Genomic DNA, 23,292 nt, shown 5'->3' on the forward strand with positions numbered 1-23,292 from the left:
GCGAGCTTGCTGACAGGCGGCTATGCATTTGTGCCTAAAGTTTCTTTCGGGTTGGCCGAAAACAAGGCAAGCGTCCAAATACCCAGAGGTTTCTGATCATGGTCATCGACTTCAGTCGTTTGAATAACTCTCCGTCCGTCACGGGCGGCGTGCGCGGCAACAGCGCAGCCGGCAGCGCCGAAAAACCGGCAGCCAGCCAGGAAGCGGCCAGCGGCACCAGCGCCAGCGGAGAAGCGGTACACCTCAGCCAAGAGGCACAGCAGTTGCAGAAGATCAACGACAAGCTGCGCGACGAGCCAGTGGTCAACAGTGCCCGCGTGGCCGAGTTGAAACAGGCGATCGCCGATGGCAGCTATCAGGTCGATGCCGGCCGGGTCGCCAGCAAACTGCTCGATTTCGAAGCCCAGCGCTGACCGTTCGGCGCGCTGACTTCACGGACGCTAGAAAAGCCAAGAGTTAGCCATGCACGACACCACCTTGCTGCAACTGATCGAAGATGACATTGCCCCGCTGCAGGAACTGCTCGACCTTCTGCAAAAAGAAGCGATCGCCCTGCATGGCCGCGACATGCCGCTGCTGGAACAGATCCTGGCGCGCAAGCAATCGCTGATCATCCTGGTCGAGCAGCATGGCCAGCGCCGCAGCCAGTTGCTCGGCAGCCTGGGCCTGAGTGCCGATCGTGCCGGCGTGCAAGCGGTGGCCGCGCAGTCGCCCCATGGCGAGGTGATGCTCCAGCGGCTCGACATGCTGTCGCAGCTGATGGACGAGTGCCAGCAGGTCAACCAGACCAATGGCCGGATCATCCAGGTCCAGCAACACGTCACCAACAACCAGATCAGGATCCTCATGGGCGGCGACTCGCCGTCGCTCTACGACAGCCGCGGCAGCACCTCGCCGCTGGCCAAGCCACGGGCCCTCAGCCAAGTGTGATTTTTTCTATCAAGGCACGGAACATACTGGCAAAATGCCGTTACTTGCGTGTGTCGCTTTTGCCTGGAGAACGATAAGCCGTGTTCAATGAAACCGAAGCACCGCAACCGCCAAAGGTGCTGGACACCCCCTTGGAGATTGCGGCCAACTTGCGGCAACTGCAGGAAAGCCACGACCCGCTGATCATCACCTTCCATGACCGCAGCCAGCGTTTCCAGAGCTACGTGGTACACGTGGACCGTGAAAAGAACACCCTGGCACTGGACGAGATGATCCCCCGCGACGGTGAGAAATTCATCGAGAACGGCGAGCACTTCCGCGTCGAAGGCTTCCATGATGGCGTGCGTATTGCCTGGGAATGCAACCACGAACTGAAGATTACCGAAGTCGACGGCCACCGCTGCTACAGCGGCCCCATGCCGCAAGAGATGACCTACCACCAGCGCCGCAATGCCTTCCGCGCCGCGCTGAAGCTGTCGCAACTGGTCGATATCATTCTCGATGGCGCCCACCTCAAAGGCAATGGCGCCCTGCGTGGCAAGCTGCTGGACATTTCGGCCACAGGTTGCAAGCTGCGCTTTGAAGGCAATGTCGAAGACCGTCTGCAACTGGGCCAGGTGTATGAGCGCTTCAAGGCGGGCAACCCGCTGGGCCTGGTGGACACCATGGTCGAGCTGCGTCACCTGCACTATGAAGAACGCATCAATACCACTTTTGCCGGTGTGCGCTTCCACAACCTGAGTGGGCAGGCACAACGCAAGATCGAGAGCTTTGTGTACCAGCTGCAGCGTGAGGCGCGGCGGTTCGACAAGGACGATTATTGATCGTCGGCTGAATGCAAAAACGCCACCTGATGAGGTGGCGTTTTCATTTGTGTTCTTCCTATACCGGCCTCTTCGCGGGCACGCCCGCTCCCACAGGGACCGCGCCAAGCCTGAGGCCAACGCTATACCTGTGGGAGCGGGCGCGCCCGCGAAGAGGCCGGTACAGGCTTACACCGACTTGCTGACCTCTTCAGGCTCTGCGGCCTGTGGCTCAGCCCCCTTCCCTTCATCCTCGGTATCCTCAGCCGCCACCGGTGCCTGCATCACCTCCTGCACGGTCTGCTCATCCACCCGTGGGTCCAGCGCCGCCGACAATGGCGAGCCGGCCGCCGGCATGGCCACGTGGCCCAGCGGCGCATCCTGCACCTGATGCAACCCGGTAACCGCTTTCGGCCGAATGCGCCATACCAGCACCAGGGCGAAGAACACGAAGAACGCATACAGCATCTGCGCACCCAGCACCTTCATCAGCACGCCCGCCGCCAACGGCCCGATACACGCGCCCACGCCATAGGTCACCAACAGCATGGCCGTCAGCGACACCCGCCGCTCGCTTTCCACATGGTCATTGGAAAACGCCACCGCCAGAGGGTACAAACAGAACTGCAGCAAGGAAATCAGGAACCCGATGCCAAACAGCAACTCCAGCGGCACACTGGGCAATATCGCCAGCGGCGCAGCGGCCAGCGCCAGGCCCACTGCCACGCTGCGGATCAGCACCGCCCGGTCGTAACGGTCAGACAACCAGCCCAGCGGCCACTGCACCAGCAGGCCGGCAAAAATACAGCTACCCATGAACAGACCGATCTGCTCGGTGGTCATGCCTTGGCTGGAGGCGTACAAGGGTGCCAGGCCGTAGAACGAGCCGACGATCAACCCCGAACCCAACACCGTACTGAGCGACTGCGGCACGCGCTTGATGAAGAACTTGGGCTCCATCGGTGCCGGGCGCAAAGGTGCCGGGTGAATGCGCCGGGTCATCGCCACTGGCACCAGGCACAGGGCAAAGCACATCGCCACCAACATCAGCAGCCCCGGGCCAAGCTCAGGGTGAACCACCAGGATCAGCTGGCCGAGCACCAGCCCCAGGTAAGAGGCAATCATGTAGCCGCTGAATACCGCGCCGCGGTGCTTCACATCGGCCTGCTCATTGAGCCAGCTCTCGATGACCATGTATTGGCACATCATCCCCAAGCCGACGATCATCCGCAGCCCGACCCAGGCCGGCAGCCAGCTGGTCAGGCCATGGCCAAGCACCGCCGCGCCAACGATGCCGGCGCAGGTGGCATAGGCGCGAATGTGCCCGACCCGGCCGATCAACCGGTGGCCGACCTTGCCGCCAACTGCCAGGCCAAAGTAGTTGGCGGCCATCAGCGCACCCACCCACAGGCTGTCGACATGGTCGGCCGCCAGGCGCAGGGCCAGGTAGGTACTGAGCAGGCCCGAGCCGATCAGCATCATCAGCGCGGCGAAATACAACGACTGAAACGGCTTCCATACATTTCGCATAGGTCCCGTAAAGCTCCCTTGATCAGGTGGCGGGTGCTAGCAGCATAAGGGCAAAAACCGTATGGCGCAGGCCCCCAGCGGCGATTTAACGCTATGGGGCGTGTCCGGTGCAGGTCGTGTCGCGATCAGGCTTGTGCCGCCAGCACCCGGCGCTCCCACGGGGTGATCTCGTCGAAGAAATCGGTCAGTTCCAGGGTCTTGCTGGCGATGTAGCCTTCGATGAACTCGCTGCCGAACAGTTCCCGCGCCAGCGCGCTGCGCTTGAGCCGCTCCAGCGCTGCATGCAGGGTACACGGCAGGCTCAGGTGCTCGGGCACCTCGAACTCGCCCTGGATGGGCGGCGAAGGTTGCAGGCGCTGCTCGATGCCATGCAGCCCCGCAGCCAGGCTGGCGGCGATGGCCAGGTAGGGGTTGGCGTCGGCACCGGGCAAGCGGTTTTCAACACGCCGCGCTACCGGCGCACTGGCCGGAATGCGCAGGCCGGCGGCGCGGTTGTCCTCGGACCAGCAGGCGTTGTTTGGCGAGGCATAGGGGTGGCACAGGCGCTGGTAGGAATTGACGTTGGGCGCAAACAGCGCAGTGAAGTCGGCCATGCACGCCTGCAGGCCGCCAATGAAATGGTGGAAGGTGTCGGTCGGCAGGCCTTGCTCATCGCTGAACACATTACGGCCGCTGCCCACCTCGATCAGGCTTTGGTGAATGTGCATGGAACTGCCCGGCGTGCGTGCCAGCGGCTTGGCCATGCACACCACGCTCAGCCCATGCTTGAGCGCCACTTCCTTGAGCAGGTGCTTGAACAGGAAGGTCTGGTCGGCCAGCAGCAGCGGGTCGCCGTGCAACAGGTTGATCTCGAACTGGCTGACGCCCATCTCGTGCATGAAGGTGTCGCGCGGCAGACCAAGCGCGGCCATGCACTGGTACACCTCCTTGAAGAACGGGCGCAGGCCATTGTTGGAACTGACACTGAACGCCGAATGGCCAAGCTCACGGCGGCCATCGATGCCTACTGGCGGCTGAAACGGCTGCTGCGGGTCGCTGTTGGGGGCAAAGACGAAGAATTCGAGCTCGGTGGCTACCACGGGTGCCAACCCCAGCGCCGCATAGCGGGCGATCACTGCCTTGAGCTGGCCACGGGTGGACAGCGCCGAAGGCCGGCCATCCAGTTCATTGGCGTCGCAAATGGCCAGGGCGCGGCCGTCGCTGCTCCAGGGCAGGCGGTGGACCTGACTGGGTTCGGCGACCAGCGCCAGGTCGCCGTCGTCACTGCCGTAGAACCTTGCCGGCGGGTAACCGCCCATGATGCATTGCAGCAACACCCCCCGGGCCATTTGCAGGCGGCGGCCTTCGAGGAAGCCTTCGGCAGTCATCACCTTGCCGCGTGGGACGCCATTGAGGTCGGGGGTGACGCATTCGATTTCATCGATGCCCTGGAGCTGAGCGGTGCTCATGACGCTTGTCCTTGTTGTTGTACGCTGACAACAACATAGGCTGGCGGTGTTTAAAATATCAAGCAGCCTCTTTGTTGCCTGTGCTGGCCTCTTCGCGGGCTTGCCCGCTCCCACAGGGATGGCGCCGCATTCGGAACCTGCGCAGTACCTGTGGGAGCGGGCGAGCCCGCGAAGAGGCCGGCACAAGCAACCACTATTCCCGCAAAGTCATGCCATTGGCCGGCAACGGCAAGGCGGTCTTGTAGCGCACCTGCTTCAAGGCAAAACTCGACCGTATGTTGGCCACTCCCGGCAACCGCGTCAGGTAATCAAGAAACCGCTCCAGCGCCTGGATGCTGGGCAGCAGCACCCGTAGCAGGTAATCCGGGTCGCCTGTCATCAGGTAGCACTCCATCACCTCGGGCCGCTCGGCAATTTCTTCTTCAAAGCGGTGCAACGACTGCTCCACCTGCTTTTCAAGGCTGACATGGATGAACACGTTCACATCCAGCCCCAGCGCTTCGGGCGACAGCAAGGTCACCTGCTGGCGGATGACCCCCAGTTCTTCCATGGCCCGCACCCGGTTGAAACAGGGCGTGGGCGACAGGTTCACCGAGCGTGCCAGCTCGGCGTTGGTGATGCGGGCGTTCTCCTGCAGGCTGTTGAGAATGCCGATATCGGTACGATCGAGTTTGCGCATGAGACAAAATCACCGGTTTTTTGTGTTTATGCGGAATGTTTATCTGCCCCGCTCGGCAAAGGCAATCAACTTGAGAGAAAAATTCTCCTGCCGGGCCACTAAGATGTAGGTGACGCTGACCTACCAGTCACAAGCCGGTATTCAGCGGCGGCCGCTTCAGAGCTCACAAAAACAATTACCCGAGCGAGCGTAAAAAGCATGAACGAGTACGCCCCCCTGCGTTTGCATGTGCCCGAGCCTACCGGCCGGCCAGGCTGCCAGACCGATTTTTCCTACCTGCGCCTGAACGACGCAGGTCAGGCCCGTAAGCCCCCTGTCGATGTCGATGCTGCCGACACCGCCGACCTGTCCTACAGCCTGGTCCGCGTGCTCGACGAGCAGGGCAACGCGCAAGGCCCATGGGCCGAAGACATCGACCCGCAAATCCTCCGCCAGGGCATGCGCGCCATGCTCAAGACGCGGATTTTCGACAGCCGCATGGTGGTTGCCCAGCGCCAGAAGAAGATGTCCTTCTACATGCAGAGCCTGGGCGAAGAAGCCATCGGCAGCGGCCAGGCGCTGGCGCTGAACCGCACCGACATGTGCTTCCCCACCTACCGCCAGCAAAGCATCCTGATGGCCCGCGACGTGTCGCTGGTCGAGATGATCTGCCAGTTGCTGTCCAACGAGCGCGACCCGCTCAAGGGCCGCCAGCTGCCGATCATGTACTCGGTGCGCGAAGCCGGCTTCTTCACCATCAGTGGCAACCTGGCGACCCAGTTCGTTCAGGCGGTCGGCTGGGCCATGGCCTCGGCGATCAAGGGTGATACCAAGATCGCTTCGGCGTGGATCGGCGACGGCGCCACCGCCGAATCGGACTTCCACACTGCCCTTACCTTCGCCCATGTGTACCGCGCCCCGGTGATCCTCAACGTGGTCAACAACCAGTGGGCCATTTCTACCTTCCAGGCCATTGCCGGTGGCGAGTCGACCACCTTCGCCGGCCGTGGCGTAGGTTGTGGCATCGCCTCGCTGCGGGTTGACGGCAACGACTTCGTCGCCGTGTATGCCGCCTCGCGCTGGGCTGCCGAGCGCGCCCGCCGCGGCCTGGGCCCCAGCCTGATCGAATGGGTCACCTACCGGGCCGGCCCGCACTCGACCTCGGACGACCCGTCCAAGTACCGCCCGGCTGACGACTGGAGCCACTTCCCGCTGGGCGACCCGATTGCCCGCCTGAAGCAGCACCTGATCAAGATCGGCCATTGGTCGGAAGAAGAACACCAGGCCACCACGGCCGAGTTCGAAGCCGCCGTGATTGCCGCACAGAAAGAAGCCGAGCAGTACGGCACCCTGGCCAATGGTCACATCCCGAGCGCCGCCTCGATGTTCGAGGACGTGTACAAGGAAATGCCCGACCACCTGCGCCGCCAACGCCAGGAACTGGGAGTTTGAGATGAACGACCACAACAACAGCATCAACCCGGAAACCGCCATGGCCACTACTACCATGACCATGATCCAGGCCCTGCGCTCGGCCATGGACGTCATGCTTGAGCGCGACGACAACGTGGTGGTGTACGGCCAGGACGTCGGCTACTTCGGCGGCGTGTTCCGCTGCACCGAGGGCCTGCAGACCAAATACGGCAAGTCGCGCGTGTTCGATGCGCCGATCTCCGAAAGCGGCATCGTCGGCACCGCCGTTGGCATGGGGGCCTACGGCCTGCGCCCGGTGGTGGAGATTCAGTTCGCCGACTACTTCTACCCGGCCTCCGACCAGATCGTCTCTGAAATGGCCCGCCTGCGTTACCGTTCGGCCGGCGAGTTCATCGCCCCGCTGACCCTGCGCATGCCCTGCGGCGGCGGCATCTATGGCGGCCAGACCCACAGCCAGAGCCCGGAAGCGATGTTCACCCAGGTGTGCGGCCTGCGTACCGTCATGCCGTCCAACCCGTATGACGCCAAGGGTTTGTTGATTGCCTCGATCGAATGCGACGACCCGGTGATTTTCCTGGAGCCCAAGCGCCTGTACAACGGCCCGTTCGACGGCCACCACGACCGCCCGGTAACGCCGTGGGCGAAGCACCCGCACAGTGCCGTGCCCGACGGCTACTACACCGTACCACTGGACAAGGCCGCCATCACCCGCCCGGGTAATGACGTGACCGTGCTCACCTATGGCACCACCGTGTACGTGGCCCAGGTGGCCGCCGAAGAAAGCGGTGTGGACGCCGAAGTGATCGACCTGCGCAGCCTTTGGCCGCTGGACCTGGACACCATCGTCGAGTCGGTGAAAAAGACCGGCCGCTGCGTGGTGGTACACGAGGCCACCCGTACCTGCGGCTTCGGTGCCGAACTGGTGTCGCTGGTGCAGGAGCACTGCTTCCACCACCTGGAGGCGCCGATCGAGCGCGTCACCGGTTGGGACACCCCCTACCCCCACGCGCAGGAATGGGCTTACTTCCCAGGGCCATCGCGGGTAGGTGCGGCATTGAAAAAGGTCATGGAGGTCTGAATGGGCACGCACGTCATCAAGATGCCGGACATTGGCGAAGGCATCGCGCAGGTCGAGTTGGTGGAATGGTTCGTCAAGGTCGGCGACGTCATCGCCGAAGACCAGGTCGTGGCCGATGTCATGACCGACAAGGCCACCGTGGAAATCCCGTCGCCGGTCAGCGGCAAGGTGCTGGCCCTGGGTGGCCAGCCAGGTGAAGTCATGGCGGTCGGTAGCGAACTGATCCGCATCGAAGTAGAAGGCAGCGGCAACCATGTGGATGCGCCGCAAGCCAAGCCGGCCGAAGCGCCTGCTGCGCCTGTCGTGGCAAAACCAGAACCGCAGCAAGAAACAAAACCCGCCGCATATCAGGCGCCAGTGAACCACGAGGCAGCACCCATCGTGCCACGCCAGCCTGGCGACAAGCCGTTGGCCTCGCCGGCTGTACGCAAACGCGCCCTGGATGCCGGTATCGAGCTGCGTTATGTGCACGGCAGCGGCCCGGCCGGGCGCATCCTGCACGAAGACCTCGATGCGTTCATGAGCAAGCCGCAAAGCGCTGCCGGGCAAGCCGCCAATGGCTATGCCAAGCGCACCGACAGCGAGCAGGTGCAGGTGATCGGCCTGCGCCGCAAGATCGCCCAGCGCATGCAGGACGCCAAGCGCCGGGTCGCACACTTCAGCTATGTGGAAGAAATCGACGTCACCGCCCTGGAAGCGTTGCGCCAGCAGCTCAACAGCAAGCACGGCGACAGCCGCGGCAAGCTGACCCTGCTGCCGTTCCTGGTGCGCGCACTGGTTGTGGCCCTGCGCGATTTCCCGCAGATCAACGCCACCTATGACGACGAAGCCCAGGTCATCACCCGCCATGGCGCGGTGCATGTGGGCATCGCCACCCAAGGCGACAACGGCCTGATGGTGCCCGTGCTGCGCCACGCCGAAGCGGGCAGCTTGTGGGCCAATGCTGGCGAGATCTCGCGCCTGGCCTTTGCAGCGCGCAGCAACAAGGCCAGCCGCGAGGAACTCTCCGGCTCTACCATCACCCTGACCAGCCTGGGCGCGCTCGGCGGCATCGTCAGCACCCCGGTGGTCAATACGCCGGAAGTGGCCATTGTCGGCGTCAACCGCATGGTTGAGCGGCCGGTGGTGATCGACGGCCAGATCGTCGTGCGCAAGATGATGAACCTGTCCAGCTCGTTCGACCACCGCGTGGTCGATGGCATGGACGCCGCGCTGTTCATCCAGGCCGTGCGCGGCCTGCTCGAACAACCCGCCTGCCTGTTCGTGGAGTGAGCATGCAACAGACTATCCAGACCACCCTGTTGATCATCGGCGGCGGCCCAGGCGGCTATGTGGCTGCCATCCGCGCCGGGCAACTGGGCATCCCTACCGTGCTGGTGGAAGGCCAGGCACTGGGCGGTACCTGCCTGAACATCGGCTGCATTCCGTCCAAGGCGCTGATCCATGTGGCCGAGCAGTTCCACCAGACTTCGCGCTTTACCGGCGCCTCGCAACTGGGCATCAGCGTTACTTCGCCACGCCTGGACATCGGCCAGAGCGTGGCCTGGAAGGACGGCATCGTCGACCGCCTGACCAGCGGTGTGGCCGCCCTGCTGAAAAAGCACGGGGTCAAGGTGGTGCATGGCTGGGCAAAGGTGCTCGACGGCAAGCAGGTCGAGGTCGACGGCCAACGCATCCAGTGCGAGCACCTGTTGCTGGCCACCGGTTCCAGCAGTGTCCAACTGCCGATGCTGCCGTTGGGCGGGCCGATCATTTCCTCGACCGAAGCCCTGGCGCCAAACGCCCTGCCGCAACATCTGGTGGTGGTGGGCGGCGGCTATATTGGCCTGGAACTGGGCATCGCCTACCGCAAGCTGGGTGCGCAGGTCAGCGTGGTGGAGGCGCGTGAGCGCATCCTGCCGACCTACGACAGCGAACTGACCGCCCCGGTGGCCGAATCGTTGAAGAAGCTGGGCATCGCCGTGCACCTCGGCCACAGCGTCGAAGGGTACGAAAATGGCTGTCTGCTGGCCAACGATGGCAAGGGTGGGCAACTGCGCCTGGAAGCCGATCAGGTGCTGGTAGCCGTGGGCCGCCGGCCGCGCACCCAGGGCTTCAACCTAGAATGCCTGGACTTGAAAATGAACGGCGCCGCCATCGCCATCGACGAACGTTGCCAGACCAGCATGCACAACGTATGGGCCATCGGCGACGTGGCCGGCGAACCGATGCTGGCGCACCGGGCCATGGCCCAGGGCGAGATGGTTGCCGAGATCATCGCTGGCAAAGCCCGCCGCTTCGAGCCCGCGGCAATTGCCGCCGTGTGCTTCACCGACCCGGAAGTGGTGGTAGTCGGCAGGACGCCGGAACAGGCCAGCCAGCAAGGCCTGGACTGCATCGTCGCGCAGTTCCCGTTTGCCGCCAATGGCCGGGCCATGAGCCTGGAAGCGAAAAGCGGTTTCGTGCGCGTAGTGGCGCGTCGGGACAACCACCTGATTCTGGGTTGGCAGGCGGTGGGGGTGGCGGTTTCCGAGCTGTCCACGGCGTTTGCCCAGTCACTGGAAATGGGCGCGTGCCTGGAGGATGTAGCCGGCACCATCCATGCCCACCCGACACTGGGTGAGGCGGTACAGGAAGCGGCACTACGTGCGCTGGGCCACGCCCTGCATATCTGACACTGAAGCGGCCAAAGGCCGATTTGGCCCGCTGCGCCGTGAGGCGCCGCGGGTCTTTTTTCATTCAGGCCATACACCAATCCAGAAACCAACGCCGTCCATGTGGGTGACTCTGTCTTATTCAAAACCTCCAGGCTCGCGCAATCTCTGTGGGAGCGGGCGAGCCCGCGAACACCGGCAAAGCCGGTGCCATCCACCGCGTTGCCTGTTTCGCGGGCGCGCCCGCTCCCACAATGACGGCGGACTACTCGGCTATCGCGTTCTTGCCACTGCCCTTGGCCCGATAGAGCGCCTTGTCGGCCCGCGCCAGCAGCGCATGCGGGTCTTCCCCTTGCTGCCACTGCACCACGCCATAGCTCATGGTCAGCCGGCAATCGCCCACCGGTTCCAACTGCTCCATCGCCTGACGCAAGCGCGCTGCCAATTCAAGCGCCTGCCCCAACGTGGTCTGCGGCAGTACGGTAACGAACTCGTCGCCACCCCATCGGGCCAGCAGGTCCGGTTCACGCAGGCAGGTGTGCAGGTTTGCGGCCACCCGCACCAGAGCCGCATCACCAAGGGCATGGCCATGGCGGTCGTTGATCGGCTTGAAATCATCCACATCCATGGCAATCAGCGACAACGGCTGGCGAAAGCGCTGCGCCCGCTCGCACTCTGACTGCAAAGCCTTTTCCAACCGATAGCGGTTGGCAACGCGGGTCAGCGCATCGCGCTCGGCCAACTCCCGGTTTTCGTCCAGTTGCCGCTGCAGTTGCTGGTTCACCCAGGACAACTCGCGGGTGCGTTCGGCCACCTGGTACTCCAGCGACTGGTTCTTCTGCTGCAACTGCGCCACCTGGCGCTTGGCGGCGTCGATATTGCGGTGCGCACCGAGCATGCGTGCCACCGAGCCATCTTCGTTGTGGGCGATGGTATAGCCGCTGTCTTCAATCCACAGGTAGCTGCCATCGTGGCAACGGCAGCGATACTCGATGAGGTAGCGTTCGTTGCGCTGATTGATGTAAGCCTCGAAATGCGCCATGACCCGCGGGTAGTCCTGCGGGTGGATCACGCTTTCCCAGGTGAGTACCGAGTTAGCCATGGAGTGGCTGGGGTAGCCGAGCATGGCGTACCAGCCCGGGTTGCGATAGACATAGCCGGTATTGGCATTCCAGTCCCAGATGCCATCGCTGATCAAATCGAACAAGGTATGCAGCTGCTGTTCACTGAAGCCGGCAGGTGCAGGCCTGGTTTGGTGATTCATGGACGCTCTCCCTGATGCCCAGCAACTGCGCTCCGATCAAGGGGCTGCCGACAGTGGTGGTAATTGCCGCAGGCGGCAAGATCATGCCTTTGACCTGCAAGCATATGCCCACCCTGCTGCCACCGGGAATAGCTCCAACGCGCTATTTTCCTGGCATTGACGACTGGCATGGCATTTGCCCTATCCCACTGTCGCTCACATTTCCAAGGAGGATTTCATGACGATCGCCCTTAACGGCCTCGGCTGGCAGGCCACGGTCCATCAGCAACAGCGCGCCGGCAACGACCAGGCTCCGGCCGATGTGCCGCAGTTCCGTGCACCGGTAGTCGCCAGCAATGCCACGGCGCAACAGGGCCGCCAGGGTAATACCTCGCAGCAGCAGGCCGAGGATGCCCGCGAGGAAGCCTTTGCCAAGCTCAAGGTGCAGTTACAGAACCCTGGCAGCGGCCTCGGCCAGCCTGCCGAGGCGAGCACGGAACAAACCAGCAACGCCAGGCAGGATTTTCAAGACTACATGTCCAAATCGCCTGCCGAAATGATCAAGGAAAAGCTGCTGCGCGAACTGGGCATGACCGAGGACGAGTACAACGCCTTGCCGCCCGAGAAGAAGGAGCTGGTCGACCAGCAGATTGCCCAGCGCATGAAAGATGATGTCGAGGCCAAGACCCTGGCGAAAATCGATACCCTGGCCACCCCACCTGCAACCGTAGTGAATGAGGACCCACTGGCGGCCAGCCAGGGGTAATCCCTTGGGCGGGGGCCGGTATGGCTGGCAAGGCGTTTCGTATAACATATCCGCACCGCCTGATTGCTGGAATTTCCCGTGCCGCTGCCGTCTTTCAAAGCCACTGACCTGGGTGCAACGCCCTCGATGTCGGAAATCATCGCCAAGCACCTGCGCGAGGCAATCATCTCGGGCCAGCTCGCTGAAGGCGAACCGGTGCGTCAGGACGAAGTGGCGCAGGCGTTCAACGTCAGCAAGATCCCGGTACGCGAAGCCCTGAAACGCCTGGAAGCCGAAGGCCTGGTGGATTTTCAGCGCAACCGTGGGGCGCTGGTTACCCGCATCTCGGAACCTGAACTGGCGCAGATGTTCGAGGTACGGGTGCTGCTGGAAGTGAAAGCGATTCGCCTGGCGATTCCGAACATGACCGAAGCACACTTTGCCCAAGCCGAAGCCATTTGCGCGGAGTTTATCGGCGAGGACGACGTCGGCCGCTGGGCCGATCTCAACTGGGCCCTGCACGCCTGCCTGTACGAACCGGCACGGCGGCCCTACCTGATTGGCCTGATCCGCTCGATCCATGACAAGGTGGAACGCTACCTGCGCATGCAAATGAGCCTGTCAGCGGGCAAGCTGCGCGCCGATCAGGAGCACCGCGACATTGTTGCCGCCTGCCGGGCGCGCGATGTCGAGCTGGCGGCGCGTCTGATTGAAGAACACATCAATGGCGTGTGCCAGAGCCTGTACGAGCACCTGCCCCACAACTAGGCATTGGGGGCGCTGCGCGCCCCAATCGCCGGCAAGCCAGCTCCCACAGGTACCGCGTTAACTCAAAGCCAGCGCAATCCCTGTGGGAGCTGGCTTGCCGGCGATTGGGCTGCGCAGCAGCCCCCTTCCCCCTCGCAATGATCAACACCGCGGCACAGCCCGTTTGGCTTCGTTCTTGCTTATCTAGATATCGTATACGAAATACCATATAAGGAATCTGCGGCGCCGGTTTTGCCAGCTCCGCGCTGCCTACTCCTTCTTCCAATAATTACGTATCGGAGTGCAAAACCATGGCCACACCCTCTTCGGCGGCATCAGTGAATGTCGCAGGCACAGCAGACAAAGCCCCTGCGGGCATCAAGCGTGTGGTAGCTGCGGCCATGGCCGGCGCAGTCGCCGAGTGGTACGAATTCTTCCTGTATGGCACTGCCTCGGCACTGGTCTTCGGCCAGTTGTTCTTCCGTCAGACCGGCAGTGCCATGGACGGCATCATTGCCGCCTTTGCCCTGTACGCCGTGGGCTTTCTCGCTCGCCCCATCGGTGGCCTGGTGTTCGGCCACTACGGCGACAAGGTTGGCCGTAAGCATTTACTGCAGATCAGCCTGATCGTGGTCGGGGTAACCACCTTCCTCATGGGGTGCCTGCCTACCTTCGAGCGCATCGGCTATGCCGCGCCCATCCTGTTGGTGGTGCTGAGGCTGATCCAGGGCTTTGCCTTTGGCGGCGAATGGGGCGGCGCGGTGCTACTGGTGTCAGAGCACAGCCCGGACAACCGCCGTGGCTTCTGGGCCAGCTGGCCACAAGCGGGGGTGCCGGCCGGTAACCTGATCGCCACCATCATCCTGCTGCTGTTGTCGTCCAACCTGAGCGAGGCGCAGTTCCTGGACTGGGGCTGGCGGGTGGCCTTCTGGTTCTCGGCAGTGGTGGTGCTGATCGGTTACTGGATCCGCACCCGGGTCGATGATGCGCCAATCTTCAAGGAGGCCCAGGCCAAACAGCAGAAGCTGGAAAGCCAACAACTGGGCGTGGTGGAAGTAGTCACCCAATACTGGCGCGAAGTACTGATCGGCATTGGCGCGCGGTTTGCCGAAAACATCCTCTACTACACCGTGGTCACCTTCTCCATCACCTACCTGAAACTGGTGGTGCACAAAGACACCTCACAGATCCTGCTGCTGATGTTCGGCGCCCACCTGCTGCACTTCTTCATGATCCCGGCGATGGGCTACCTGTCGGACATCATCGGCCGCAAGCCGGTGTACCTGATCGGTGCCGTGCTTACCGCGTTCTGGGGCTTTGTCGGGTTCCCGATGATGGACACCGGCAACGACTGGCTGATCATGGCCGCCATCACCCTGGGCCTTGCCATCGAGTCCATGACCTACGCGCCCTACTCTGCCTTGATGGCTGAACTGTTCCCCACCCACGTTCGCTACACCGCCCTGTCGCTGTGCTACCAGGTCGCGCCAATCCTGGCCGGCTCGCTGGCACCGCTGATCGCTGTGACCTTGCTGAAGGAATACAACAGCTCCACCCCTATCGCCTGGTACCTGGTGGGCGCTGCGCTGATCTCGATTGTTGCCGTGGCGGCAGCCAAAGAGACACGCGGCAAGTCGCTGCGCACCGTTGACGAAGAATCCGTGGCCCGCAACGCCGGCCGCCAGGCAACCAATAACAATCACACACTTTGAGGTAACGACCATGAGCAATATCTTCAATGGCACCATGCCCGCCCTGATGACGCCGTGCACCGCCGAGCGCAAGCCCGACTTCGACGCCCTGGTACGCAAGGGCCGCGAGCTGATCGAGGCCGGCATGAGCGCCGTGGTGTACTGCGGCTCGATGGGCGACTGGCCGCTGCTGACCGAGGCCGAGCGCCAGGAAGGCGTGGCACGCCTGGTGGCCGCCGGCATCCCGACCATCGTCGGCACCGGCGCGGTGAACACCCGTGAAGCCGTGTCGCACGCGGCCCACGCCGCCAAGGTCGGCGCCGCAGGCCTGATGGTCATCCCCCGCGTGCTCAGCCGCGGCGCTTCGCTGATTGCCCAGAAGCACCATTTCTCGGCCATCCTCGCTGCCGCGCCGAAGCTGCCGGCGGTGATCTACAACAGCCCCTACTACGGCTTCGCCACCCGCGCCGACCTGTTCTTCGAGCTGCGCCGTGAGTTCCCCAACCTGATCGGCTTCAAGGAGTTCGGCGGTGCTGCCGACCTGCGTTACGCCGCTGAGCACATCACCTCCAAGGATGACGATGTGACCCTGATGGTCGGCGTGGACACCCAGGTGGTGCATGGCTTCGTCAACTGCAACGCCACTGGCGCCATCACCGGCATCGGCAACGCCCTGCCGCGCGAAGTACTGCACCTGGTCAGCCTGAGCAAGCAGGCCGCCAAGGGTGACGCCAAGGCCCGCCGCCTGGCGCGCGAGCTGGAAGCGGCACTGGCGGTGCTGTCGTCGTTCGATGAGGGCTGCGACCTGGTGCTGTACTACAAGCACCTGATGGTGCTGAACGGCGACCGCGAATACAGCCTGCACTTCAACGAAACCGACGTGCTGACCGCTGCCCAGCGCAACTATGCCGAGCAGCAGTATTCGCTGTTCCGCAGTTGGTATGCGAGCTGGTCGGCGGAGCAAAACATCGCTTAAGCCAGATGCAACAGCGCGTCCTCGACCGCGGCTACCACCTGGTTGCCCTTGGCACCTGGCAATCGCCACGCAGCAATGGTCATGCCCAAGGGCACCGCGCAGTCGATCGGCGCAACCAGTTCACCGCTATCCAGGTAGCGTTGCACCAGGCTTCTACGCCCCATCAGTACACCTGCCGCGAGCAGGGCTTGCTGCAAGGCTATCGAGTACAGGGAAAACCCCGGCCCGCGGGCCACGAACTTGTGGCCTGGCATGGTGACGCCAGTCCACACGGCCCAGTCGTTCCAGCCCACGTCAGCGATGCAACGGGCGTTGACCAGGTCTTCGGGCGTGGTGATGCTCGCCGCCAAGGCAGGTACACATACGGGCAGCACCTCTTCCGTGGCGATTCGACGCTGCCAGCGCTCGGGCTTTTCGGTGTAATACAGGCACAGGTCGAACGGGCTGCGCTTCAGGTTGGGCGGCTCGTCCACTGCCGTGACCGAGATCTCGATAGGCGCCAGCAGGCGGGTAAGCTCAGGCAGGCGTGGCCCGATCCACAAGTGCGCCAGGGCCGGCGAGGTGACGATGTGCACCCGCTGCGGTGCAGCCAGGCGCCGAAGCGTGCGCGCAGCGGCCTCCACCGCATCGAAGGCCTCGGTGAACTGGGTTTTCACGCTTTCACCCAACGCCGTCAGGCGCACACCTTTGGCATGGCGCTCGAACAAGGCCGCGCCGTATTCGCTTTCCAACGTCTTGACCAGGGCGGCGATGGCACCGGGGCTCACCTTGAGCTCGAGAGCAGCGCGGGCGAAGCCGCCCAGGCGTGCGGACGCCTCGAATGCGCGCAAGGCATTGAGCTGCAGGGAATGCCGGGTTGGGGTATCGAGAGCCATGGCGTGAGACCTAGTTTTTTTAGGCCTACTATTCCAGAAATCTGACGTTGTGGCCAACTGTCACGCGCATTAACGTGCAAGTACATACGTTGCACTTGCGGAACACCCTTGAAGGAACCAAAATGCCGTACCCAAGCAGGACCCATGCATTCAGGCAGGGCGCTCACAGCGTCCTGCCATTGACCTCCGGCATCGTGCCCTTCGGCCTGATCACCGGGGTCACGGCTATGGGCATGGGCCTCTCACCCACCGACGCCATCGGCATGACCTTGCTGTTCTATTCAGGGTCCGCGCAGATGGTGGTCATGCAGCTGATGCAAAACGCCGCCCTGCCAGTGACCATGGTGGTCACCGCCCTGGTGATCAACCTGCGATTCCTGATGTACAGCGCAAGCCTGGCCCCGCACCTGGGCCATCTGCCGCGCCGCCACAAGTGGCCGATGGCTTACCTGCTGTCAGACCAATCCTTTGCCCTGTGCACGCTGAAGATGGGTACCGGCGAGCTGGGCCGCCATGCCTACCCCTACTATGCCGGCACGGCCATCACCATGTTCTTCGGGTGGAACCTCTCGGTACTGGCAGGTATGTATCTGGGTGCGGGCATCCCGGAAGACTGGTCACTGGGCTTTGCCATTCCGTTGTCGTTCCTGGCGCTGCTGGTACCGGGCATCCGCAACAGCGCCATGCTGGGCGCAGCGCTGACCGGCGGCGTGCTTGCCGTGCTGGCGGCCCACCTGCCCTACAACCTTGGCCTGCTGGCCGGTGCCGTGGGCGGCATCATCGCCGGGTTGGTCATCGAGAGCAGGCAGAAAGCACAGGCCGTAGCTGAAGCGCACACCGAACAGGAAGCATCATGAGCGAAACAACCCAGTGGATAACCTTCGTGCTGATCGGCCTGGGCACATTCGCCATCCGCCTGTCGTTCATCGAGTTGCACACGGTGCTGCGCATCCCCCCGCTGTTTCGCCGCGCGCTGGCCTATGTACCCGCCAGCGTCCTTGCCGCACTGGTGCTACCGGCTGTGGTGTTGCCTGACAGGAATGCCGGTTTCGACTGGATGAACCCGCAAATACCGGCGGCGGTGCTGGCGGCACTGGTGGCCTGGCGCACGCGCAGCACCATGCTGACGCTGGTTGCGGGCATGGGGGTGTTGTGGGCACTCAAGCACTGGGGAATGTAGGGATAGACCTGCGCACGGGTTGCTCAGGAAAAATCGGCAGGATGTTGTGCAGAGAATTCGTTTGAGGTCCTTGGCCTTATTGTCCATGGTGGCAGGCTGGTAGCTATTTGCCACGCGTGGACGCAGGCGCATGACGATGCCTGCGTTGGGGGACGTTGTCGGTTCCCCCAATAATAAGAGAGGACAAGGAAATGCAATCCAACAGTTTGAAGCAAAGCCTGAAACAGCGGCACATCACCATGATCGCCCTGGGTGGGGTGATCGGCGCAGGGTTGTTCATGGGTTCCGGCTCGCTGATCGCTGCGGCGGGCCCTGCGGCCATCCTGTCGTACTTCATCGGCGGCCTGGTGGTTACCCTGGTCATGTTCATGCTAGGCGAAATGGCCTGTCGCAACCCGGACGCCGGGTCGTTCTCGACCTACGCCAACACCTGGCTCGGCGACTGGGCAGGGTTTGCCGTAGGCTGGCTGTACTGGTTCAAGTCGATGATGACCATCACCCTCGAAGCCGTGCTGCTGGGCGCCATCCTGCACGATTTTCTACCGTGGTTGCCGATCTGGGCAGGTGCCTTCCTGATGCTGGTGACCCTGATGGCCAGCAATGCCTACTCGGTGCGGTCGTTTGCCGAAGTGGAATACTGGCTGGCCGCGATGAAAGTGGCTACCATCCTCATCTTCATGCTGCTGGGCATCTCGATCCTGATGGGCCTGCACAGCGACATTCCCTCCCCCGGGCTGGTCAACCTCACCGCCCATGACGGCTTCATGCCCAACGGGTTGTCACCGGTGATGGCCGGTGTGATCGTGGTGATCTTCTCGCTGGGTGGCAGCGAAATCGCCGCCGTCGCGGCGGGCGAGTCGGAGAACCCGCGGCAGAACGTGATCCGCGCCATCAAGAGCGTGATCCTGCGGGTGATGCTGTTCTACGTAGGCTCTGTGTCGATCCTGATCCTGTGCCTGCCCTGGACCGACAAGGCCAACCTGGCCTCGCCTTACGTGTCGCTGTTCAGCCTGGCCGGTTTCGGTGGCGCTGCGGTGGCCATGAAGCTGGTACTGTTCGTCTCGTTCATGTCGGTGATGAACTCGTTCATGTTTTCCAACTCACGCATGCTGTTCTCCCTGAGCCAGCGCGGGCACGCGCCCAAGCTGTTCTCGCGCACCAGCGCCAAGGGTGTGCCGATCAACGCGCTGCTGCTGAGCCTGTCGATCTGCACGACGATCCTGACCGTACACTTCGCCAGCGGCGGCGACCTGTTCATGACCCTGGCCAAGAGCACCGGCAGCCTGGTGATGGTGGTGTGGATCTTCATCATCATCGCCCACGTGGCCATGCGCTGGAAAACCCGCCACGAAGCGATCGACCCCAACGCCTTCCGCGCCTGGCTGTTCCCGTATGCCAATATCGTCGCGTTGTTCGCCTTGCTGGCGGTGATCGGCACCCAGGCAATCGACCCAGCGTCGCGTTTCCAGTTCTGGTTCACGGTGCTGGCGGTGCTGTTGGTGGTGGCAGGGTATTTCGTGATGCGCCAGCGGGCGGCTGAAAATGAGGCGAGTGCGAAGGGGGAGAGACAAGAAATGGCGTCCCAGGCAGGAATTGAACCTGCAACCTTCCCCTTAGGAGGGGGATGCTCTATCCAATTGAGCTACTGAGACGCAAACACCGGCAACGAGCGCTGCACAGCGGGACGGCCAGCATGTTAACCAGCATGCTGGCGTTTGTCATGCACCTGCCGGGCTTTTTCGCGTAATCCTTTTCCGGCAGTGCTAAAGCTGCGGCAACACACCCTCATCGCGAAGTATCCCGAACAGGGCTGAGACCGCAGCCTCCAGGGTTGTGGAGTTGTCCAGCACATGCACTGTCGGATCGTCTAGCGCCTGCAAGCGGGCACTGCGGGCCAGGCGCTGTTCGACTTCCTCGGCGGTTTCGCGGCCACGGGCCAGCAAGCGCTGGCGCAGTACATCCGGCCGGACCTCGACCAGCACTGCCAGCAGATCCGGGTAGCGCTTGCGCGCCTCGGCCAGGTAGGCCCGCGAACCATTTACCAACACCGCCCTGCCCGCCGCCAGCCACTGGTCCACCTGCTGTGGAATGCCATAGTCCAGGCCATTGGCCCGCCAGTGCATGGCAAACGCACCCTGCGCACGCAGGGCCTCGAATTGCTCGGGGGTGACCCCTTGAGCGGCTTCCCCCTTGGCCTCGGCCGAGCGGGTGATGACACGACGGGCAATTTCCACCCCGGCAGCCGCCAACGGTTCACGTGAAGCGTCGATCAGGGAATCTTTCCCCGAACCCGACGGTCCTACCAGAAATATCAACCGGCCTGTCCCTGATCGACGGTTGCTTGCGTCATGTTGCATAGCCACTATGCTCTATGGAAGGAACCCGGCGCATTCTAGGGGGTTTCCTGGCTTTTTGCTGCGTTTTACCAGTTTTTGACGGCAAAAGTCTGACAGTCGTGAGCGTTGGAGCATGTAAAACTTTTCAAACCAGTACTCATTTCTGATAATTGGTACTGGCAGAAAGCCTTTATCCGGCTCACTATTTGTCACAGATTTGACGCCAAGGAAACGGCGACCATGAGGCAAGATGAGCATCCATTTTCACTGACGGTTGAACATTTTGTCGTCGCCACGGTCGTACTTCCACCCCGTGCGGCCAATTTGAGAACCGCTTCCCCTGAACCAAAATCCGGTCAATTTATATGCGCCCAATGAAACAGGCTATTTATTCGAGCCGCACTGCTGACAAGTTCGTCGTCCGCCTGCCAGACGGGATGCGTGAGCGCATTGCCGAGGTAGCGCGCAACCATCATCGCAGCATGAACTCCGAAATCATCGCGCGCCTGGAACAGAGCCTTATCCAGGAAGGTGCGCTGGGTGACGAGCTAAGCATGCGCCTGGACAGCCCTGAACTGTCCCTGCATGAGCGCGAGTTGCTGCAACGCTTCCGCCAACTGTCCCACCGCCAGCAGAACGCTCTGGTCGCCCTCATCGCTCACGATGTGGAAATGGCCGCCGACGCTTCCTGAGGTCTGCAAGTGAGCACAAAAAAGCCAGCGTAAGCTGGCTTTTTTTATGGGCGCCCTGAAGCTCATGCGATCCCTGTGGGAGCGGCCTTGCGTCGCGAAAGGGCCGCAAAGCGGCCCCGGCAATCTCAAGGCAGGGCATAGATCCTGGGGCCGCTGCGCGACCCTTTCGCGACACAAGGCCGCTCCCACAGAGGGCTTTACCGATTACAGCAGGAACAACGTAGCCAGGCCAAGGAAGATGAAGAAGCCGCCACTGTCGGTCACGGCAGTGATCATCACACTCGCCCCCATCGCCGGGTCGCGCCCCAAACGGGCCAATGTCATCGGAATGAGCACGCCCATCAGCGCCGCCAGCAACAGGTTCAAGGTCATCGCCGCCGTCATCACTATCCCCAGTGACCAGCTGCCATACAACCAGAACGCCACCGCACCAATCACCCCGCCCCACACCAGGCCGTTGATCAGTGACACCGCCAGCTCCTTGCGCATCAGGCGACTGGTATTGCCCGGCGACACCTGGTCCAGCGCCATGGCGCGCACGATCATGGTGATGGTCTGGTTGCCCGAGTTGCCGCCAATACCGGCAACGATCGGCATCAATGCAGCCAACGCCACCAGCTTTTCAATCGAGCCCTCAAACAGGCCGATCACTCGCGAAGCCAGGAAGGCGGTAATCAGGTTGATCGCCAACCATGCCCAACGGTTGCGGAACGAGCGCCAGACCGAGGCAAAAATGTCTTCCTCTTCACGCAGACCCGCCATGTTGAGGACTTCGCTCTCGCTCTCCTCGCGGATCAGGTCGACCATTTCATCGATGGTCAGTCGGCCGATCAGGCGTTCGCCCTTGTCTACTACGGGTGCCGATACCAAGTCATAACGCTCAAAAGCTTGTGCCGCGTCGTAGGCATCTTCCTCGGGCTGGAAGGACACCGGGTCGGTCGCCATGACCTCCGCAACCTTCTTCTCCGGGTCGTTGACCAGCAGGCGCTTGATTGGCAACACACCCTTGAGGATGCCGTCGTAATCGACCACAAACAGTTTGTCGGTATGGTTGGGCAGCTCTTTCAGGCGGCGCAGGTAGCGCAGCACCACTTCCAGGCTGACGTCTTCGCGGATGGTGACCATCTCGAAGTCCATCAGTGCACCGACCTGCTCCTCGTCGTAGCTCAGCGCCGAACGCACGCGCTCGCGTTGCTGGGCATCGAGGGTTTCCATCAGTTCATGGATAACGTCGCGCGGCAGCTCAGGGGCCAGGTCGGCCAGCTCGTCGGCGTCCATTTCCTTGGCGGCGGCCAACAATTCATGATCGTCCATGTCGGCGATCAGCGATTGACGAACCGAATCGGAAACTTCCAGCAGGATGTCGCCATCGCGGTCCGAGCGCACCAGCTGCCAGACCGTCAGGCGGTCTTCCAGGGGCAAGGCTTCGAGGATGTAGGCGATGTCGGCGGGGTGCAGGTCATCGAGCTTGCGCTGCAAGTCGACGAGGTTCTGGCGGTGGACCAGGTTTTCTACCAGGTCGTTGTGCGCGCCTTCCTGGCGGTGGGTAAGGTCTTCGACCACGCGCTGACGCTGCAGCAGTTCGACCACCTGGGCCAGGCGATCCTGCAGGCTTTCTTGCGCTTTTTTTACTTCTACTTCAGTCATAGGCGAACTCCACTCCCAGCAGCGGAGCACGCCGGGAGAATCAATCGGTCAGATCTTTCTGTATGAATCTTGTTAGCGAGTAACTACTGGGTAAGTCCATGGTGGTTTTCCACAAGCCCCGGCGGGGCTGACGGGCGCAATCATACACTGCTAAAGCTGTCAGATCGCTTAAATTTTTGGCCATAACAATCGTTTGCGCGATAAAGCTAGGACAACGCTCGAAGCTATCAGTGCGACGGTTGCTGTGGATGGGAAAGCACATTGAATTTCAGGTAAGTGGCGCTTGGGCTAATTTGGGGCTGCTTTGCAGCCCATCGCGACACAAGGCCGCTCCCACATGGGATCGCATTCCTCTTGTGGGAGCGGCCTTGTGTCGCGATGGGCCGCAAAGCGGCCCCAGCTACAGCACTATCATTACAGGTGAGCTTAGATCGACACGGCCAACATTTCTGTGGCGCAGGAAAACAAGAAGCCCGCTCAATTGAGCGGGCTTCTTGTTTGGGTATGGCGGACTCAGCAGGATTCGAACCTGCGACCGCTCGGTTCGTAGCCGAGTACTCTATCCAGCTGAGCTATGAGTCCGTGGTGGTAGTTTTAGACCAGGTTACCACTGGTTGACTGAAGCAGCTGTGCAAGCAGAACCACT

The 23,292-nt window shown here is 62.3% G+C and carries 21 protein-coding genes, 2 tRNA genes and 1 pseudogene; 15 read left to right on the plus strand and 9 right to left on the minus strand.

What is annotated here, in order from left to right; genetic code table 11:
- Positions 1–98: 98 nt before the first annotated feature.
- The 3 genes from flgM to ACIQUI_RS12055 all read left to right on the plus strand — a co-directional run bounded on the left by flgM (position 99) and on the right by ACIQUI_RS12055 (position 1,754).
- A complete protein-coding gene (flgM, locus tag ACIQUI_RS12045; RefSeq protein ID WP_403198553.1) occupies positions 99–413 on the plus strand; it encodes a flagellar biosynthesis anti-sigma factor FlgM in 315 nt (104 codons plus the stop codon).
- A 49-nt stretch (positions 414–462) separates the two neighbouring features.
- Positions 463–930, plus strand: coding sequence for a flagella synthesis protein FlgN (locus ACIQUI_RS12050; protein WP_403198556.1), 468 nt, complete (start codon positions 463–465; stop codon positions 928–930).
- Between the two features lie 80 nt (positions 931–1,010).
- Entirely contained in the window at positions 1,011–1,754 is a 744-nt protein-coding gene (locus ACIQUI_RS12055; protein ID WP_403198559.1) for a flagellar brake protein, read from the plus strand.
- A 168-nt stretch (positions 1,755–1,922) separates the two neighbouring features.
- On the opposite strand, the gene ACIQUI_RS12060 is transcribed toward ACIQUI_RS12055, so the two are convergent.
- From ACIQUI_RS12060 to bkdR, 3 genes are all read right to left on the minus strand, one after another.
- Positions 1,923–3,263 carry an MFS transporter gene (locus ACIQUI_RS12060; RefSeq protein WP_403198562.1) on the minus strand — a complete coding sequence of 447 codons (1,341 nt, stop codon included), beginning with the start codon at positions 3,261–3,263 and terminating at the stop codon, positions 1,923–1,925.
- A gap of 125 nt (positions 3,264–3,388) precedes the next feature.
- Positions 3,389–4,630 carry a glutamine synthetase family protein gene (locus tag ACIQUI_RS12065; RefSeq protein ID WP_403198832.1) on the minus strand — a complete coding sequence of 414 codons (1,242 nt, stop codon included), beginning with the start codon at positions 4,628–4,630 and terminating at the stop codon, positions 3,389–3,391.
- Between the two features lie 274 nt (positions 4,631–4,904).
- Positions 4,905–5,390 carry a Bkd operon transcriptional regulator BkdR gene (gene bkdR, locus ACIQUI_RS12070; protein WP_012273540.1) on the minus strand — a complete coding sequence of 162 codons (486 nt, stop codon included), beginning with the start codon at positions 5,388–5,390 and terminating at the stop codon, positions 4,905–4,907.
- Between the two features lie 198 nt (positions 5,391–5,588).
- On the opposite strand from bkdR, the gene ACIQUI_RS12075 reads away from it, so the two are divergent.
- Genes ACIQUI_RS12075 through lpdA form a run of 4 tightly spaced genes read left to right on the plus strand, consistent with a single transcriptional unit; the run spans position 5,589 to position 10,535 of the window.
- Entirely contained in the window at positions 5,589–6,821 is a 1,233-nt protein-coding gene (locus ACIQUI_RS12075; protein WP_110743639.1) for a 3-methyl-2-oxobutanoate dehydrogenase (2-methylpropanoyl-transferring) subunit alpha, read from the plus strand.
- Position 6,822: 1 nt separating this feature from the next.
- On the plus strand, positions 6,823–7,881 hold the full coding sequence (locus tag ACIQUI_RS12080; protein WP_403198565.1) for an alpha-ketoacid dehydrogenase subunit beta: 1,059 nt from the start codon (positions 6,823–6,825) through the stop codon (positions 7,879–7,881).
- Positions 7,882–9,153, plus strand: a complete 1,272-nt coding sequence (locus ACIQUI_RS12085; protein WP_403198568.1) for a dihydrolipoamide acetyltransferase family protein — start codon at positions 7,882–7,884, stop codon at positions 9,151–9,153.
- 2 nt (positions 9,154–9,155) lie between these two features.
- On the plus strand, positions 9,156–10,535 hold the full coding sequence (gene lpdA / locus ACIQUI_RS12090; protein WP_403198571.1) for a dihydrolipoyl dehydrogenase: 1,380 nt from the start codon (positions 9,156–9,158) through the stop codon (positions 10,533–10,535).
- A 244-nt stretch (positions 10,536–10,779) separates the two neighbouring features.
- Here the strand turns inward: lpdA and ACIQUI_RS12095 are convergent, their stop codons facing one another.
- A complete protein-coding gene (locus ACIQUI_RS12095) occupies positions 10,780–11,778 on the minus strand; it encodes a diguanylate cyclase (protein ID WP_403198573.1) in 999 nt (332 codons plus the stop codon).
- Between the two features lie 217 nt (positions 11,779–11,995).
- On the opposite strand from ACIQUI_RS12095, the gene ACIQUI_RS12100 reads away from it, so the two are divergent.
- From ACIQUI_RS12100 to ACIQUI_RS12115, 4 genes are all read left to right on the plus strand, one after another.
- Positions 11,996–12,523, plus strand: a complete 528-nt coding sequence (locus ACIQUI_RS12100; RefSeq protein ID WP_403198576.1) for a hypothetical protein — start codon at positions 11,996–11,998, stop codon at positions 12,521–12,523.
- Between the two features lie 126 nt (positions 12,524–12,649).
- The gene (locus ACIQUI_RS12105) at positions 12,650–13,270 is read left to right on the plus strand and encodes a GntR family transcriptional regulator (protein WP_403198834.1); all 621 of its coding nucleotides are present in this window, start codon (positions 12,650–12,652) and stop codon (positions 13,268–13,270) included.
- Positions 13,271–13,560: 290 nt separating this feature from the next.
- A complete protein-coding gene (gene abaF, locus ACIQUI_RS12110) occupies positions 13,561–14,961 on the plus strand; it encodes a fosfomycin efflux MFS transporter AbaF (RefSeq protein ID WP_403198578.1) in 1,401 nt (466 codons plus the stop codon).
- A gap of 10 nt (positions 14,962–14,971) precedes the next feature.
- On the plus strand, positions 14,972–15,916 hold the full coding sequence (locus ACIQUI_RS12115; protein WP_403198580.1) for a dihydrodipicolinate synthase family protein: 945 nt from the start codon (positions 14,972–14,974) through the stop codon (positions 15,914–15,916).
- Here ACIQUI_RS12115 and ACIQUI_RS12120 read toward each other — a convergent pair.
- Entirely contained in the window at positions 15,913–16,791 is an 879-nt protein-coding gene (locus ACIQUI_RS12120; protein ID WP_403198582.1) for a LysR family transcriptional regulator, read from the minus strand. The two genes, ACIQUI_RS12115 and ACIQUI_RS12120, sit on opposite strands and share 4 nt — an antisense overlap.
- A gap of 122 nt (positions 16,792–16,913) precedes the next feature.
- On the opposite strand from ACIQUI_RS12120, the gene ACIQUI_RS12125 reads away from it, so the two are divergent.
- The 3 genes and pseudogenes from ACIQUI_RS12125 to ACIQUI_RS12135 form a co-directional block, all read left to right on the plus strand.
- Positions 16,914–17,648, plus strand: coding sequence for an AzlC family ABC transporter permease (locus tag ACIQUI_RS12125; protein ID WP_403198584.1), 735 nt, complete (start codon positions 16,914–16,916; stop codon positions 17,646–17,648).
- Positions 17,645–17,971, plus strand: a complete 327-nt coding sequence (locus ACIQUI_RS12130) for an AzlD domain-containing protein (protein ID WP_403198586.1) — start codon at positions 17,645–17,647, stop codon at positions 17,969–17,971. Before ACIQUI_RS12125 ends, ACIQUI_RS12130 begins: the two co-directional genes overlap by 4 nt.
- A 191-nt stretch (positions 17,972–18,162) precedes the next feature.
- A pseudogene (locus ACIQUI_RS12135) lies at positions 18,163–19,527 on the plus strand (amino acid permease); the annotation flags it as partial.
- 19 nt (positions 19,528–19,546) lie between these two features.
- Here the strand turns inward: ACIQUI_RS12135 and ACIQUI_RS12140 are convergent.
- Positions 19,547–19,623 (minus strand) — tRNA-Arg (locus ACIQUI_RS12140).
- Between the two features lie 111 nt (positions 19,624–19,734).
- Positions 19,735–20,328: a phosphonate metabolism protein/1,5-bisphosphokinase (PRPP-forming) PhnN gene (gene phnN, locus ACIQUI_RS12145; RefSeq protein ID WP_403198589.1), complete on the minus strand. Its 594-nt coding sequence runs from the start codon at positions 20,326–20,328 to the stop codon at positions 19,735–19,737.
- A 344-nt stretch (positions 20,329–20,672) separates the two neighbouring features.
- On the opposite strand from phnN, the gene ACIQUI_RS12150 reads away from it, so the two are divergent.
- Positions 20,673–20,999: an Arc family DNA-binding protein gene (locus ACIQUI_RS12150; protein WP_003254499.1), complete on the plus strand. Its 327-nt coding sequence runs from the start codon at positions 20,673–20,675 to the stop codon at positions 20,997–20,999.
- Positions 21,000–21,203: 204 nt separating this feature from the next.
- On the opposite strand, the gene mgtE is transcribed toward ACIQUI_RS12150, so the two are convergent.
- Together mgtE and ACIQUI_RS12160 are read right to left on the minus strand one after the other, a co-directional pair.
- Positions 21,204–22,646: a magnesium transporter gene (mgtE, locus tag ACIQUI_RS12155; RefSeq protein ID WP_403198591.1), complete on the minus strand. Its 1,443-nt coding sequence runs from the start codon at positions 22,644–22,646 to the stop codon at positions 21,204–21,206.
- Between the two features lie 505 nt (positions 22,647–23,151).
- A tRNA-Arg gene (locus ACIQUI_RS12160) sits at positions 23,152–23,228 on the minus strand.
- Positions 23,229–23,292: the final 64 nt, after the last annotated feature.

The organism is Pseudomonas sp. NPDC090592, from assembly GCF_044769185.1.
In the GTDB taxonomy this organism is placed as follows: domain Bacteria; phylum Pseudomonadota; class Gammaproteobacteria; order Pseudomonadales; family Pseudomonadaceae; genus Aquipseudomonas.

Bases quoted from the DNA above. Each gene is read 5' to 3' on its own strand.
- ACIQUI_RS12100 (WP_403198576.1), top strand. From the start codon at position 11,996: ATGACGATCGCCCTTAACGGCCTCGGCTGGCAGGCCACGGTCCATCAG.
- ACIQUI_RS12105 (WP_403198834.1), top strand. From the start codon at position 12,650: ATGTCGGAAATCATCGCCAAGCACCTGCGCGAGGCAATCATCTCGGGC.
- ACIQUI_RS12085 (WP_403198568.1), top strand. From the start codon at position 7,882: ATGGGCACGCACGTCATCAAGATGCCGGACATTGGCGAAGGCATCGCG.
- ACIQUI_RS12125 (WP_403198584.1), top strand. From the start codon at position 16,914: ATGCCGTACCCAAGCAGGACCCATGCATTCAGGCAGGGCGCTCACAGC.
- ACIQUI_RS12065 (WP_403198832.1), bottom strand. From the start codon at position 4,630: ATGACTGCCGAAGGCTTCCTCGAAGGCCGCCGCCTGCAAATGGCCCGG.
- ACIQUI_RS12130 (WP_403198586.1), top strand. From the start codon at position 17,645: ATGAGCGAAACAACCCAGTGGATAACCTTCGTGCTGATCGGCCTGGGC.
- ACIQUI_RS12150 (WP_003254499.1), top strand. From the start codon at position 20,673: ATGCGCCCAATGAAACAGGCTATTTATTCGAGCCGCACTGCTGACAAG.
- lpdA (WP_403198571.1), top strand. From the start codon at position 9,156: ATGCAACAGACTATCCAGACCACCCTGTTGATCATCGGCGGCGGCCCA.
- bkdR (WP_012273540.1), bottom strand. From the start codon at position 5,390: ATGCGCAAACTCGATCGTACCGATATCGGCATTCTCAACAGCCTGCAG.
- mgtE (WP_403198591.1), bottom strand. From the start codon at position 22,646: ATGACTGAAGTAGAAGTAAAAAAAGCGCAAGAAAGCCTGCAGGATCGC.
- ACIQUI_RS12080 (WP_403198565.1), top strand. From the start codon at position 6,823: ATGAACGACCACAACAACAGCATCAACCCGGAAACCGCCATGGCCACT.
- ACIQUI_RS12120 (WP_403198582.1), bottom strand. From the start codon at position 16,791: ATGGCTCTCGATACCCCAACCCGGCATTCCCTGCAGCTCAATGCCTTG.
- phnN (WP_403198589.1), bottom strand. From the start codon at position 20,328: ATGCAACATGACGCAAGCAACCGTCGATCAGGGACAGGCCGGTTGATA.
- ACIQUI_RS12050 (WP_403198556.1), top strand. From the start codon at position 463: ATGCACGACACCACCTTGCTGCAACTGATCGAAGATGACATTGCCCCG.
- ACIQUI_RS12115 (WP_403198580.1), top strand. From the start codon at position 14,972: ATGAGCAATATCTTCAATGGCACCATGCCCGCCCTGATGACGCCGTGC.
- ACIQUI_RS12060 (WP_403198562.1), bottom strand. From the start codon at position 3,263: ATGCGAAATGTATGGAAGCCGTTTCAGTCGTTGTATTTCGCCGCGCTG.
- ACIQUI_RS12095 (WP_403198573.1), bottom strand. From the start codon at position 11,778: ATGAATCACCAAACCAGGCCTGCACCTGCCGGCTTCAGTGAACAGCAG.
- flgM (WP_403198553.1), top strand. From the start codon at position 99: ATGGTCATCGACTTCAGTCGTTTGAATAACTCTCCGTCCGTCACGGGC.
- ACIQUI_RS12075 (WP_110743639.1), top strand. From the start codon at position 5,589: ATGAACGAGTACGCCCCCCTGCGTTTGCATGTGCCCGAGCCTACCGGC.
- abaF (WP_403198578.1), top strand. From the start codon at position 13,561: ATGGCCACACCCTCTTCGGCGGCATCAGTGAATGTCGCAGGCACAGCA.